This is a genomic window from Sphingobacteruim zhuxiongii (genome assembly GCF_009557615.1).
Taxonomy (GTDB): domain Bacteria; phylum Bacteroidota; class Bacteroidia; order Sphingobacteriales; family Sphingobacteriaceae; genus Sphingobacterium; species Sphingobacterium zhuxiongii.
The window spans coordinates 1,429,613-1,443,364 of sequence record NZ_CP045652.1 but is presented as its reverse complement, the minus strand read 5'-3'; the positions used below and the strand labels follow the sequence as shown (position 1 = coordinate 1,443,364).

Annotated in this window: 10 protein-coding genes; 6 read left to right on the top strand and 4 right to left on the bottom strand. The window is 38.5% G+C overall.

Annotated elements, in window-relative coordinates:
- Positions 1 to 144: 144 nt before the first annotated feature.
- From GFH32_RS06270 to msrA, 3 genes are all read right to left on the bottom strand, one after another.
- Positions 145 to 1,374: a FecR family protein gene (locus GFH32_RS06270; RefSeq protein ID WP_153510299.1), complete on the bottom strand. Its 1,230-nt coding sequence runs from the start codon at positions 1,372 to 1,374 to the stop codon at positions 145 to 147.
- Positions 1,375 to 1,432: 58 nt separating this feature from the next.
- On the bottom strand, positions 1,433 to 2,026 hold the full coding sequence (locus tag GFH32_RS06265) for an RNA polymerase sigma factor (protein ID WP_153510297.1): 594 nt from the start codon (positions 2,024 to 2,026) through the stop codon (positions 1,433 to 1,435).
- A 168-nt stretch (positions 2,027 to 2,194) separates the two neighbouring features.
- A complete protein-coding gene (gene msrA / locus GFH32_RS06260; protein ID WP_153510295.1) occupies positions 2,195 to 2,833 on the bottom strand; it encodes a peptide-methionine (S)-S-oxide reductase MsrA in 639 nt (212 codons plus the stop codon).
- Positions 2,834 to 3,024: 191 nt separating this feature from the next.
- Here msrA and GFH32_RS06255 point away from each other — a divergent pair, with 191 nt between their 5' ends.
- The gene (locus GFH32_RS06255; RefSeq protein WP_153510293.1) at positions 3,025 to 3,486 is read left to right on the top strand and encodes a GyrI-like domain-containing protein; all 462 of its coding nucleotides are present in this window, start codon (positions 3,025 to 3,027) and stop codon (positions 3,484 to 3,486) included.
- Between the two features lie 23 nt (positions 3,487 to 3,509).
- Here the strand turns inward: GFH32_RS06255 and GFH32_RS06250 are convergent, their stop codons facing one another.
- A complete protein-coding gene (locus GFH32_RS06250) occupies positions 3,510 to 6,248 on the bottom strand; it encodes a DEAD/DEAH box helicase family protein (RefSeq protein ID WP_153510291.1) in 2,739 nt (912 codons plus the stop codon).
- A gap of 151 nt (positions 6,249 to 6,399) precedes the next feature.
- Here GFH32_RS06250 and GFH32_RS06245 point away from each other — a divergent pair, with 151 nt between their 5' ends.
- The 5 genes from GFH32_RS06245 to GFH32_RS06225 all read left to right on the top strand — a co-directional run bounded on the left by GFH32_RS06245 (position 6,400) and on the right by GFH32_RS06225 (position 13,751).
- Positions 6,400 to 6,957: an RNA polymerase sigma factor gene (locus tag GFH32_RS06245; protein ID WP_153510289.1), complete on the top strand. Its 558-nt coding sequence runs from the start codon at positions 6,400 to 6,402 to the stop codon at positions 6,955 to 6,957.
- A 55-nt stretch (positions 6,958 to 7,012) separates the two neighbouring features.
- A complete protein-coding gene (locus tag GFH32_RS06240; protein WP_153510287.1) occupies positions 7,013 to 8,134 on the top strand; it encodes a FecR family protein in 1,122 nt (373 codons plus the stop codon).
- Between the two features lie 107 nt (positions 8,135 to 8,241).
- Positions 8,242 to 11,463: a TonB-dependent receptor gene (locus GFH32_RS06235; RefSeq protein WP_153510285.1), complete on the top strand. Its 3,222-nt coding sequence runs from the start codon at positions 8,242 to 8,244 to the stop codon at positions 11,461 to 11,463.
- Positions 11,464 to 11,475: 12 nt separating this feature from the next.
- Positions 11,476 to 13,008, top strand: a complete 1,533-nt coding sequence (locus GFH32_RS06230) for a RagB/SusD family nutrient uptake outer membrane protein (RefSeq protein WP_160366896.1) — start codon at positions 11,476 to 11,478, stop codon at positions 13,006 to 13,008.
- A gap of 26 nt (positions 13,009 to 13,034) precedes the next feature.
- Positions 13,035 to 13,751, top strand: a complete 717-nt coding sequence (locus GFH32_RS06225) for a 3-keto-disaccharide hydrolase (RefSeq protein WP_153510281.1) — start codon at positions 13,035 to 13,037, stop codon at positions 13,749 to 13,751.
- Position 13,752 lies beyond the last annotated feature (1 nt).

Genomic DNA, 13,752 nt, shown 5'->3' with positions numbered 1-13,752 from the left:
CGTTTGAGAACATGCAACTATTGGAAGTAATGCCCGCCAGCATTACTTCTTTTTTTGTATGTTCTCCAAAATTTAAGTTGGAGATCTCATATGTGAAATAGGATTTAAGGTTTATACTGGTCTAATTGATTGTCTATTATTGGTTTATTCTTTAGATTTTACGCGTAGAATATGTTTATCACCCCGATGATAAAGCTTGAAATTCAATCCGCTTTCTTCTAAAATTTCAATTACATTTTTAAGTGGTTTATTACGCTTCATCTGACCATAAAAATGAGTATTCGGTATGTTTGAATCCATCTCAACAGTAAGATTATACCATCGCTCGATCTGCTCTAAAGCATCATTCAATGTAGTCTCATTAAAATAAAATAAACCATCTTTCCAAGCGGTAAGCGTACGAGTATCAACTTGATCAACTTGAATAACTTTTCCAGCCGTAAATAAGGACTGTTGCCCAGGTCTCAAATGAATGCTCTTTTGATTAGCGCCAATAGTATTAAGCTTCACTGAACCTGACACTAGTGTAGATTTCACTACCGCTTCATCTAAATAGGCTTTGATATTAAAGCTTGTCCCTAAAACTTCTAAAGTTTGACCTTTACTTGTTACGCGAAACGGTTTGTTAGCGTCATGCTGAACTTCAAAATAGGCCTCTCCTTCTAAATTGACTAAACGCTCCTTACTAGAAAATGCCATCGGATAGGTTAATTTGGAAGATGAGTTTAACCAAACCTTTGAACCATCCGGGAGAGTAACTTGGTAGGTTCCTCCGACAGGTGTAGAAAGCTCTAAGGCGATGGTTGACTTATCTTTTGCACCAACATGACCAATGCTTGATTCTTCCGTAATCATCTGACCATTTGCATATAGAATTTCATCTCCCATCACAATTCCCGTTTGTGATTCATTAAGTTGAACAAGCGTTCCATCAGCCATACGTAAAGTTGCTTTATTACCACCAGGCAGTATCTGTTCTAATGGAACAGCGATTTCAGGAAGATTTACAAGCACCTTATTTCCAGTCTCTCTATTCTTAATAATTAGCGTAATCGACATCACTACACAGAGTAATGCTGCTATCCAAATAGAATAACGGACTAATGAACGACGTTTTGATGTTATCGGAATTAAGTCGGGTGTTTCCGACAAGGCAATTTGACTTTGAATTCGATCGAATACTGCACTTAGCTGATTTTCCTCAGCTTTCGAATCTACTACGGGATGCAACAACTCCAAAATGAGCTGTTGGTCAACTTCAACGTTCTCTTCCTCCGACAACAACGTTAAAAGACATTCAAGGTCTTCTTTTGTATATTCTCCGGATTGATAGCGCTGAAGTAAATGGTTTATATTGGCTTTCTTAGAATCCACTTCGGTCTATTTTTATATAAATACACCTAAGCGGAAGAATAGGTCTGCTCCTTGTCGACTATTTTTTCAAAAAAAGATAAAACATTAGGGAGACGGCATTTAAACCGCCATTCTCGATCATATATTTTTTAACAAACTTATTCGCTTTAACCAAATGGTCTTTGACAGTAGAGATTGAAATCCCTAAATCATCGGCAATCTCTTGGTACTTCATTCCATCCAATTTGGCTAAACGAAAAACCCTTTGTCGTTGCTCTGGAAGTTTATTGATGATCTGCTCTATATGTTGCTCAACTTCTTTATTTTCTAGCCAATCATCAACAGCATGTACGTGGGGTTCTATTGAAGAATTAGAGTTTAAACTAGAAGAGATTTCTAGCTTTAAGCGCCTTTTAAAGTTAAATGCAATGTTTCTGGAGCAGATAAATAGATATGCAACAAAGGATTGATTTACGTCGATCTTTTCTCTATTTTCCCATATTTTGATAAATACATCTTGCAATAAATCTTCGGAAACTGTCTTATTTCTAATTAAGCGAAAGATGTTATTGTAGATTATAGAGCTGTAGATTTCGTACAACGACTCAAATGCTTTCATATCACCACATCGAAGGCGATATAATAGATTTTCTTCACTTAAGTCCCGGCTCATTAATTAGGCTGATTGGTTTCAATCAGTAAAATAGTTACTAATTAGCAAATAATCAAATTAGTAATTAGATTACACCTAAAACAGAAGGTTAATAATTCAAACTAAAATAGGCGTTCTGTTTCATTTAAAGCCGAAAGTCATTGACTCAATCTGAAAGATAAATGCGGTTTATTTTTTATTTGCTTTTTTTGCCATCTCAAACAACTCAGGTCCAATATGACAATATCCACCTGGATTCTTGTCCAAGTATTTTTGATGATATTTCTCAGCAATATAGAAATTCGTCAAAGGCTTTGACTCAACGACTATCGAGGTATTAAAGCCTTTTGCTAAGTCCTGCAATTTCGAATCGATTAATGACCGCTCTGAGGGATCTACATAATAAATTCCCGATCTATATTGTGTTCCAATATCATTACCTTGCTTATTTAACGAGGTTGGATCAATGGTTTTAAGAAATAAATCAATTAATAAATCCAAATGAACCACAGTTGGGTCATAAACAACCTTCACAGTCTCCGCGTATCCAGTTTTTCCTGTCGTAACTTGCTCGTAAGACGGCTTATCAACATTCCCGTTTGCATAACCAACTTCCGTTTTAACGACGCCGCGCACTTGCTGAAAAAAATGCTCTGTTCCCCAGAAACATCCTCCTGCAAAGTAAATAGCTTTTAAATCTTTATTTGTTGAATCTGCTAAATCGCTTGATAAGCTTGTAGCACCAACAATAGAACTTTCTTTGTTAGACGTTAATAAGAACCCTCCTACAAACGCTAATAGTATGACAAAAACAATGGTGGCTTTCATATTTTCTAGAATTTTAACAGCATAAATGCGGTAAACAACTAACTTTCAGAAGCTTACCCTCTATTCAAAGTTAAAAAATTCCTACTAAGAAAAATTATTTTTAATCAATTATTTACGGTAACGGTACACTACTGCCATAGGGCTGTCAATGATTCGTTATACCTTTATGAAAATCAAAAACAAGAGCATTAATGAACCATCAAACACTCGAACAGTTCTACGTAATTGGTATCGCGACTAGAACCTGCAATCAAAATGGACAAGCAGCAGTTGACATTGAAGCATTATGGGTTAAGTTCTGGAATGAAAAGATTCAGGAACAAATCCCAAATAGCATCAGTGAAGATATTTATGCCGTATATACAAACTACGAATCAGATTTCAATCATCCTTACACGACAATCATTGGCCTCCAAGTCAGTACGCTGTCAGATGTCCCTGAGGGATTTGTAGGTATTGAAATCGAGAAAACCAACTATCAAAAATTTGTTTCGAAGGGAAAAATGCCAGAAGCGGTTGCGAAAACCTGGTTTGAAATTTGGGCCGATGATACGCTGAAACGCACTTATAAAGCTGATTTCACTGTGCATGGCAAAAAATACTATGATGGAGAAAATGCAGAAGTAGAAACTTTTATTGCGGTAGAAGCATAATCTGATAAACTAACAAGGGAAAATTACCTCCAGATGTTAACGTGCTGTACGCTCGTATCTTCACTAAAATGATTAGCCAAGGCCGCAACTTTCGATCGAATTAATAGCTTGCGGCCTTCTAAACTCTTTGTAAAAATAAGCTCACATTTCCCAACTTCCTCTTGCCAATACTGCGCAAAGTCGTTCGCGAGGGCTGCCCTTTTCCCAAGCAATTCTGGAACCGCGTGATAATCGTACTGTCTTAGCACCTTAAGGGCAAAACTTTTACGGACTATGATATATCTAGGCATATCAATCGGCTCAACAATCTCTTGTATCATTTGAACGAAGAGTGATTTCTCGTAGGTTGTCCCGCCATCTAAATGACAGAATACAGCACCATATCCGTCTGAATAAGTTAGAACTTTTAAATCTAATACTGAACTAGAGAAAATTCGATTTTTACAAAGCGTCTTGATGAGGGCGTTTCCTATTTGATAAATATCCTTTGTAACGTCCCTATATTTGACGTAGTAACGAAAAGTCCTCAGCGCTTTTGAAGAAAAATAAACTGTGCCGACTCCAAACATTCCAAGCATAACCTGTCCTCCACTGGCCCCCATCCATTTCATCATCTTCATTGATACCTGTGTGCTCCATTCTAAATAAAAAACAAGCGCAGATCCGAGTGATGCCGTCATATTACGAATCGTTTTCTTCATTTCAGCAGCCTTGAATCCTTGAAATTTATCCGGTTCAATGAATGGGACTTTCAGCTCTTCTAATAGCTGAGAGCCTTTATTGATTGCCGTTTCCCATTGCTGAGCAAGACGGTTTCTTTGAGTGGCCAAATTGAAATTATGTGCATTAAAATTAGAAATACCTGCACTATCCATTTGTTCGGGTAATCCAATTCTAGCGATTCCATTTTCTATACTTGTTTCGACATTTTCTGACAAACCAACAAAGTTGCGAAAGCGTCGCTTTAGAAGAAGAAGTTCTTGTCCGCCATCTTTGGCACTTGGATCGACACATGCGATATGCCAGATATTACTCGTTTTATCTGGAATTGCAAGATTCGTACGAATTGCTCGTCCACGCATTTGGTTAGACGAAACAAATGACCCAACCACAGACGCAAGCAATAAACTATTGATCGCTGGAGCATCCCACCCTTCACCTAAGAGTGCCTTGGTTCCAATTAACACTTCAATATTACCCATTTCAAATAATTTCGTCACAACAGCAACCATCCCATCTCTAGTTTGATCCGTTACTTGAATTAGGTAATAAGCTGAATCAAAAGCCAACGGCTTTAAGGATAATGCATCCACTTTTTCTAACCGCTTATAAGCTGATAGAAAGTTTTCGTAGGCACTTATTGGAATAATAACAATCGTTCCTGATAGAACACCGAGCTTAATATTTTGCTGATTGTTTCGCCGCAACTGTTCGAATATAGGTAGTACGCCAATCTTTTGTAGTGGCACATCATTTATCGAACTATTCAGCAAATATTCTTTACGAACGAAATCGGTGAGAATTACTTGTCGAAGTGAATGTTTAAGTTGTGAATATTCAAAATTGGCGATTTGCTCGATGGCGCCAAGTTTGCTAACACTCGAATTCAAACGTTGCAGTATCTTAGGCCCCTGATCAAATTTAATCGTTCGTCGCTCAATGACTCCGCTTCGTCTTAGTGTATTTAATAGTTGCTTACGTTCTTCTTCGAATTGCTCTTTAAAATATCCTTTCTCATCAAAGAGGTAACTGCGTAATAAAACTTCCATCCATGCAAAATCTAACTCTGGTAATCGTAAATCTTCAGGATGATTGGGAATACCTAATAACTCAAAATGCAACGGTGTAATTTCTATAGCCTTCGCGTGCAGATAGATTAAACACGCAGAATAGAACGCAAGGTTCTCATGGATCTGATACTCTTGAGCAATGGGGTCAACAATGATGGGGTGATTAGAAATTGCAACTAAAAGCGTTTCATTCTCTTTAACAAGCGAAAATACCTCGGAAGCTTTTACCCGAAATCCTCGGATGGCTTGCAGTTCTTCATCGCTAGGCAAACAGCAATAGACGTAGTCCTGATGCGGGCATAGATCCCCCTGCCGCACTAGTTCTGGAACAGTAATTTCCGCATCGATAGCACCATTAAGTTCTAAATATCGATGCCATTCCAATCCTGTGACATCATATGGTGGTGTCGCCGTTAGTCCGACCATCTTTGGCTTCATTGCCTTCTTTAAGCGATCGAGTGTTTGCCACCACTCATTTTTTAGATGATGCGCTTCATCTAGAATAAAGGTCTCAATACCTTGTGCTTTTAGTCCTTTAATTATCGCAGGTAGATTTAAAAAATTCGAACGCTTAGCATCAATAATATCAGTTTCGTGTTCGAAGTCTATCTGATAATTCCCTTCTTTTCGATTGTTGCACGCCGCATGCAAACCTTGATAGGTAACCACAGTAACCCTTGATGGATTCCGAATATCCTTCGATATCCAGTCCGGCGTAGAATCTTGTCGCAAAAACAACTCTGTGAACCGCTGAATCCATTGGTTTCGAATCGCTAAAGTCGGTGCTAAAATAAGTGTAGGTTTCCCCAATCGTAACATGACCTCTAAGCCAAGAACGGTCTTCCCTGACCCCGGCGGCGCAATAACATGAAGGTGCTCATCCTCCATATGGGTATTTAATTCGTCCAATACGCGTTGTTGATAGCTACGCCAAGGATATTTGAATTTAATGTCGGGAGAAAAAATAGTCATATGCGGTAACTAAGATGTATAATTATCCCCAAAATTCAAAGACAGATGCTTCGCTCAAGCCTTTTATTATTAGAAAGGATTTTTGTATCTTTAATCTTAAAGGTCGACATGAAGATCTTTGAAAAACAATTAACCAAACTCTAAACTTAAAATGGTACCCTCTGATCGAGATTTATTCCATTCGATACAGACCGACAATCAGAGAGCATTAAAACAGCTCATGGATCGGTATTGGCGTCCTATGTTCTTAATGGCAGAATCTGTCTTAAAAGATAGTCATACCAGTGAGGAGATTGTACAGGAAGTTTTTATCAGCATTTGGAATAAACGCGCTTCTATATCCATCAACCATTCCATTAAAGTCTATTTATTCGCTTGTACACGTTATCAAATCTACAAGCAAATTCAACAGAAGAAAGTTCCTCACCTCGATATTGAACAATTTAGCCAACTTGTTCCAGACCCCTTCGATCCACAACAAAAACTAGAATACCAAGATCTCCTTGATCGTCTAGCGCTGCTAATATCTGAACTACCACCGCGCTGCAGAGAGGTATATCGTATGAAACGCGAGGAGAACCTATCGCAAAAAGAAATCGCGGAAGCCCTAAACATTTCTAGGAAATCCGTCGAGAATCAACTGACAATTGCTTTGAAGAAATTAAAAGCAGGTTTGAGTAGATATATGTTTTTTTTATTTTTTTTCTAGAACTCTTTGGGGGATACTCCTTTATAATTGCTCTATATAGATAAATCAATCGGTAATGGAGCAACCAATTCTTAGAACTATTATTAACATTCTTTCTGGAAGACAGGGCAAAGATGATCTGGATAAGGTTGATCAACAGCTTGCCGAATCTTTTGAAAGGAACGAATGGAACGATGATAATGATGCTCAAGAAAATGTTCACGATAGAATTTCCAAAGCCGTATTAAGCAAAACCAACCCTCCTGTTAATTTCAAAAAGAATAACTACAGCATCATCTTAAAAATCGCTGCGACCATCTTATTTCTTGGCATTGTTGGCTATCAAGCCGCCAAATATGATATCGTTAATATCGGATTATTCAGTAAGGGGCATAATTTTAAATCTGCTTCAGCAGGATTGAGTACTTCCAATGGAGATTTCAAAGATCTAAAATTGATGTCCATTGGTGAGACTTACGAACAGCAAAGTTTTTCAATAGTTAAGGTTTCCGAGAACAAGTATGAATTCCGGTCGAAAGAACATAACGGAGATTTAACACAAATTAGAGTCGCAACAGACGTTATGGAGAGTTTTCAACTTCAACTTCCTGACCTTTCTATAGTCACTCTAGATTCCCAAAGTGAGCTGATCTTCCCAAGCAAATTCAAAAGTAACAGCAGACAGGTGGAGGCCAAAGGACGACTCTACTTTCAAGTCGTGAAAGATCCTTCTCGTCCATTTTCTGTCGAATCGAATCATATCACGGCTCTTGTAAAAGGAACGTCCTTTGTGTTTAATTCAAATAATAAAATCGAGGATACTTTTATAGCCTTAGTCGAAGGCAGTTTAGCCTGTGTACACAATCAATCCAACATATTACTGAAGCCGGGACAAAAAGGTGCATTGCAAAATGATAATTTAACTATAGGCAGTTTTGACCTTGAGGAAATGCTAGCTTTCACCAGAAATGAATTCTTATTCCAAAATCAATCTCTCCAGGTTATCATGAACGAAATCTCTAGTTGGTATCATATGGTACCGGATTTATCTGGATTAGAATCAAACGAACTTATACTGACATTAAAAATAAACCGCAACAAATCATTACGTGAAGTGCTGGATATACTTCAACTGACAGGTGATTTAAATATAAAAATTGAAGAAAGGAGGATAATCGTTAGAAAAGCAAATCACTAATCTAATGATTTAATAAATGTCAGGATGCTGGATACATCCCGACAGATAAATATTAGATCATTAACAAATATTGAAATTTATTAATTAACTAAAAACCAATCAAAATTATGAAAATTCCATGGAAAAGAGAACAGCTAATGTTCTTTTTCAAGACCCTTATTGTGATGAAAATCCTGACTTTAATTTGCGCTTTTACTTTATTACACGCTAGTACCGTGTTGAGTCAACAAGTGAACTTCCGTATGAAGAACGCAAGTATTGATCAAGTGCTCTTACGCATCAGCAAAGAGGTGAATTATGACCTAGTATTTGATTCGAAAATATTTCTAGGTCAGAAAAAATTGGATGTAGAATTTAAGAACACAACAGTCAAGAATGCACTAAATCAAATATTTACGAATAGACCTTTCACCTATGAGATCGTAAATGAAGTGATTGTAATTCGCAAAAAAGAAGCTGAAAAAGCTAAAACGACGTCGCTTAACAGACAACAACAGATTATTAAGGGTCGAGTTACCGACCCTAGTAATAATCCATTATCTGCGGTAACAGTTGTTATAAAAAACAGTCAGACGGCCAGCAGCACAGACGCACAGGGTCAGTTCGAAATTGCAGTTCCATCGCCAAACGCAATTCTCGTGTTTTCGTTAGTTGGTTATAAAGAATACGAAATTAGCCCACATCAACAAACCGTACTAAATATTCAACTAGAACCATCTATCAATAATCTTGATGAAGTGGTTGTCGTAGGATACGGTACACAGAATAAACGATTGATCTCCGGCTCGGTAAGTAATTTAAAAGAAGAAGAATTCAATAAAGGGGTTAATAGAAATGCTGTAGACTTGTTAAGGGGAAAAATTCCAGGTCTTAGCATTACCTCTGGGTCAGGCGATGTGAGTAAAGGAGAAACCATTCGCTTGCGTGGTACCTCTTCCTTGACTGGAAGTTCTTCTCCCTTTGTCGTAATTGATGGCGTACCAGGAATGAACATTAATTCTGTCGCTCCTCAAGATATTGAATCGATCAGTGTACTAAAAGATGCTTCCGCGGCAGCAATATATGGATCAAGATCTGCAGGTGGGGTTATCTTAATTACAACAAAGAAAGGAAAAGCAAATAATCCAATCATCAACTATGAAGGTTACGCAGGTGTTGACAAGGTCAGCAATAAGCCAAAAATGTTAAGTGCCGATGGATGGAGAACATACGTAAAAGAAAATAACCTCAATGTATCGGGGCTTGATAAAGGCGCAAATACAGACTGGTTTGATGAAATCTTAAGGACTGGTGTGTCCCAAAATCATAGTCTATCCGTTTCTGGCGGTAACGATAATAGTGTGTACAGAGGGTCCATGAATTACTTGGATCGTCAAGGACTTGCTATAGGAAACGACTTAAAACTTCTTAACGGCCGCTTAGCTTTTACACAGAAAGCAATGGACAATAAGCTCGAAATATCGCTAATTGGTGGAATAACACAGAGAGACTATAGCCCGACGAACGACAGAAATTTCGTATTAGCCTATAACATGCTTCCTGTATACCCTGTAAAGAATGATGATGGGACTTGGTTCGACAGCCGCGGCTACGATGAAGGAAATCCCGTTAGAAATCTAACGTACAACAGTATCGACAACAAAGAGAGTCGCTATTTCTTAAATGCACAGGGAAAAATCAATATCCTATCCAATTTAATTGGGCGTGTAAATGTACTCCGAGAACGCGGAACAAATGACTATGGCGCATACAATCATTCCGAAACAGAAAGCGGAAGAGACGATGGTGGCTTTGCATCCAGACAATCTTGGACAAACGATCGCACGCTACTAGAAACAACCTTGGAATATTCTTTAAAATCCGAATCGCTCCACAACCTTTCGGTTTTAGGAGGATACTCCTATGAAGACAATCATTACCAAAATGCAGGAGCTCAATCAAGACAATTTGTGACCGACTTTTTCGAGTACAATAACCTCTCGGCGGGCGAAGTATTGCGAGCTGGTGATGTGTGGTCTGGCGCAAATATGAATAAGCTGATTTCATTTTTCGGAAGAGCAAACTATTCATATGATGAGCGCTATGTATTGAGTGCCACCTTGCGACGTGATGGCTCCTCCAAGTTTGGAAAAAACCACAAATGGGGATTATTCCCTTCGGTATCGGCCGCATGGAATATCCTTCGCGAGCCGTTTGTAAAACAAGAACTCTTTGACGACTTAAAATTAAGAGCCGGATACGGTGTAATCGGTAATCAGGATGGTTTGAATCCATACCAAACATTGGAGCTTTATGCTGCAAGTGGTCGTTATTATGACAATGGAAGTTGGTATCAAGCTTACCAAATCGGTCAAAATGCGAATCCAGATTTAAAATGGGAAGAAACGGCAATGTTCAATGTTGGAATTGATTTTTCAATGCTAAAAGGACGGTTGAGTGGAACTGTCGAATACTATAACAAGAATACAAACGACTTGCTCTATATGTATCAAGTGCCTGTCCCTCCTTTCTTATATCCTTCGATGATTGCCAACGTAGGCTCCATGTCAAATCGAGGCGTCGAGGTATTGCTAAATGGCACCCCTATTTCTAAAGAAAACTTCAAATGGAATGTGTCTGTCAATTTTGCACGCAATAAAAACGAAGTCACCAAATTATCAAATGCGAACTTCTCGACATCCTCGATTAAATTAGGATCTGCTGCTGTACGTGGAGCTGCGCATACAACGACTCATATCCTCGAAGAAGGAAGAGAAGTCGGCACCTTCTTTGGCTGGAAATCCTTAGGTCTTGATGCCGATGGCAAGTATATCTTTGATGACATGATCGATGGAAAAGCAGGATTGACGGATGATGACCGGACCTACATTGGATCGGCGCAACCGAAATTCACATACGGAATCAATAATTCATTTAACTACCGTAATCTAGACTTTTCATTCTTCCTACGTGGAGTTTATGGTAATGATGTGTTAAACTTCTCAAGAATGGCATATGCCACGACTTTGTGGCTCCCAGGTGGAAATGTTCTGGAAGAAGCATTAACAAATGGATTAAAAGATAACCCAAAATATAGCAGTTTTAATATCGAAAAGGGATCTTTCTTGCGACTCGACAATGCTACGATTGGGTACAGTTTTCCAGCAAATTCGATAAAATATGTCAAAGGCTTGCGCTTATATGTCAATGGGCAGAATTTATTCCTTATAACGAATTATAAGGGTATGGATCCCGAAGTTGATATGGGAGGATTAGCCCCTGGTATGGAGGGAAGAAACTATTATCCGAAAGCTAGGACAGTTTCTTTCGGACTTAATCTAACACTTTAGCAAGAAATGACTATGAAATCAAAATACAGATATGGATTAGCATTATTGCTGATTCTCAATATATGCGCTTGTACTAACCTTGACGAGGATTTGTACGATAAACTTCCAGCCGATCAATTTGGCCAGAAAGAAAAAGAAATAAATGCGTTAATCGCTCCCATCTATAGAACCTTGAAACCAATTTGGAGTCCAGCCTATTTCTGTATGGTTGATGGTTCTTCGGATATGGCGATTACTCCTACGCGAAAAGGTGGAGATGGATGGGAAGGCGGATTATTTAAGGAATTCCGATTCGGAACATGGACTTCTGGAAACCGTTACGTGACAGATTCATATAACGGAATGATGCGTGGTGTATCAACTTGTAATCAGATTTATCATATGGTAAATTCCAATCCATCGGTAAATAATAAAGAGCAAATCTTAGCAGAAATTAGAGCTGTACGAGCATTATGGTATTATTATTTAATTGATAATTATGGGAATGTACCGATCGTGACAGATTTCACAGTAACCGATAAACCGAAAACTTCCTCCCGAAAAGAGGTCTATGAATTTATTATTTCCGAACTAAATGCAGTAAAAGATCTCCTACGTGCTGATGTTACTAGCAACAGCTATGGAAAGATGACACAGGGTGCAGCCTATACATTGCTTGCAAAGATGTATCTTAACGCTAATATTTGGAATCCAACCGCTGGAACAAAATGGCAAGAAGTTATTGCAAGTTGTGATAAAGTATTGTCATTAGGCTATACCTTAGAATCGAATTGGAAAGCCAGCTTCGCCGTGAACAACCAAAATTCTAAAGAAATCATATTTCCAATCGTATTCAGTACTGTTGATGGTGGTAATATCATGCTTCAACATACGCTTCATTATCTTAGCAATGCGGCATTAGGCTTGAGTACAACAGGATTCAATGGAATTAACGCAATGCCTGGATATGTGCGAGAATTTGATACGGAAGATATCCGTTTTGCTGGTTCTTTCTTAATTGGTGAAATGCGAGATCCTGCAACAGGACAAATACTAATGACTGCTCACGGCCGACCTCTAATCCACCATATCGATTTCACTTTTAAATATAGTGTAGACGCTGATGGATGGGGTCAGGTAGAACAAGAAGATGGTGCACGTTGCTACAAATGGGAATTTCAAAAGGGTGTTAATGGAAATATGGAAAACGACTATGCGATATTCCGTTTAGCGGATATTTACTTAATGAAGGCAGAAGCACTTGTACGTTCTGGTACGTCGAATGCGGAAGCAACGGAACTTGTCAACGCGATAAGAAAAAGAGCATTTACGGATCCTGCAAAATTGCTTAGCAGTGTCACATTAAATGATATTTATAAAGAGCGAAGATTCGAATTTGCCTGGGAACTGGTAAGTCGTCAAGATATGATTCGATTTGGCACATTCTTAAATCCGATACCCGGACCTGTGGGACGCGGGGCGATCAATGCAATCCGCTTGATTTATCCGATTCCACGTACGGCGATAGACGCAAACCCTGGTTTAACACAAAATCCCGGATATTAATTCAACTTAACCCAAAATAATAAAAAATGATAAACAGCATCTTAATCGGCAGCGGCATCCTAGCCTTGCTATCTGTTGGAATACAAGAACAGCCTGTTATCGATACGGATAGTTCAATAAGATATCATATCGATATAGAGAAAAAAGGTAAATGGATTAATCTATTGGCCGGCAATTCATTAGATTCTTGGCATCAGTACAATGCTGGTGCAATCAAAGGATGGCAAGTACAAGATGGGATTCTATCGACTGCGGGCAAAAACGGTGATATTGTTACTAACGATGAATTCGAGAATTTCGAATTAGAAATGGAGTGGAAAATCGAAAAAGCCGGTAATAGCGGAATTTTTATCTACGTCGTCGAACATCCAGACAATAAGTACATGTATCAAACAGGACCGGAATTTCAGATTATTGATAATGAAAACTATCCGCAGCAATTAACAGAGCAGCAGAAAACAGGCGCCATGTCAGACGTTATTGCTCCCAATATTTCACCTTTAAATCCTGCGGGACAATGGAATAAGACTAGAATCGTATCCAAAAACGGTCAGGTTCAACATTGGCTAAACAAGAAACTTATTCTTACCTATCAGATGGGATCTGCAGAATTGAAGGAGCATATTGCAAAGAGCAAATTCGCTGCCTTGCCCTACGCCAAGATCGCGAAAGGTAAAATTGGAATTCAGGATCATGGGAATCCAGCATTTTTTAAAAACATACGAATCAGAGAAATAAACTAAA

Bases quoted from the DNA above. Each gene is read 5' to 3' on its own strand.
- GFH32_RS06240 (WP_153510287.1), top strand. From the start codon at position 7,013: ATGGAGCAACCAATTCTTAGAACTATTATTAACATTCTTTCTGGAAGA.
- GFH32_RS06255 (WP_153510293.1), top strand. From the start codon at position 3,025: ATGAACCATCAAACACTCGAACAGTTCTACGTAATTGGTATCGCGACT.
- GFH32_RS06225 (WP_153510281.1), top strand. From the start codon at position 13,035: ATGATAAACAGCATCTTAATCGGCAGCGGCATCCTAGCCTTGCTATCT.
- GFH32_RS06230 (WP_160366896.1), top strand. From the start codon at position 11,476: ATGAAATCAAAATACAGATATGGATTAGCATTATTGCTGATTCTCAAT.
- msrA (WP_153510295.1), bottom strand. From the start codon at position 2,833: ATGAAAGCCACCATTGTTTTTGTCATACTATTAGCGTTTGTAGGAGGG.
- GFH32_RS06245 (WP_153510289.1), top strand. From the start codon at position 6,400: ATGGTACCCTCTGATCGAGATTTATTCCATTCGATACAGACCGACAAT.
- GFH32_RS06265 (WP_153510297.1), bottom strand. From the start codon at position 2,026: ATGAGCCGGGACTTAAGTGAAGAAAATCTATTATATCGCCTTCGATGT.
- GFH32_RS06235 (WP_153510285.1), top strand. From the start codon at position 8,242: ATGAAAATTCCATGGAAAAGAGAACAGCTAATGTTCTTTTTCAAGACC.
- GFH32_RS06250 (WP_153510291.1), bottom strand. From the start codon at position 6,248: ATGACTATTTTTTCTCCCGACATTAAATTCAAATATCCTTGGCGTAGC.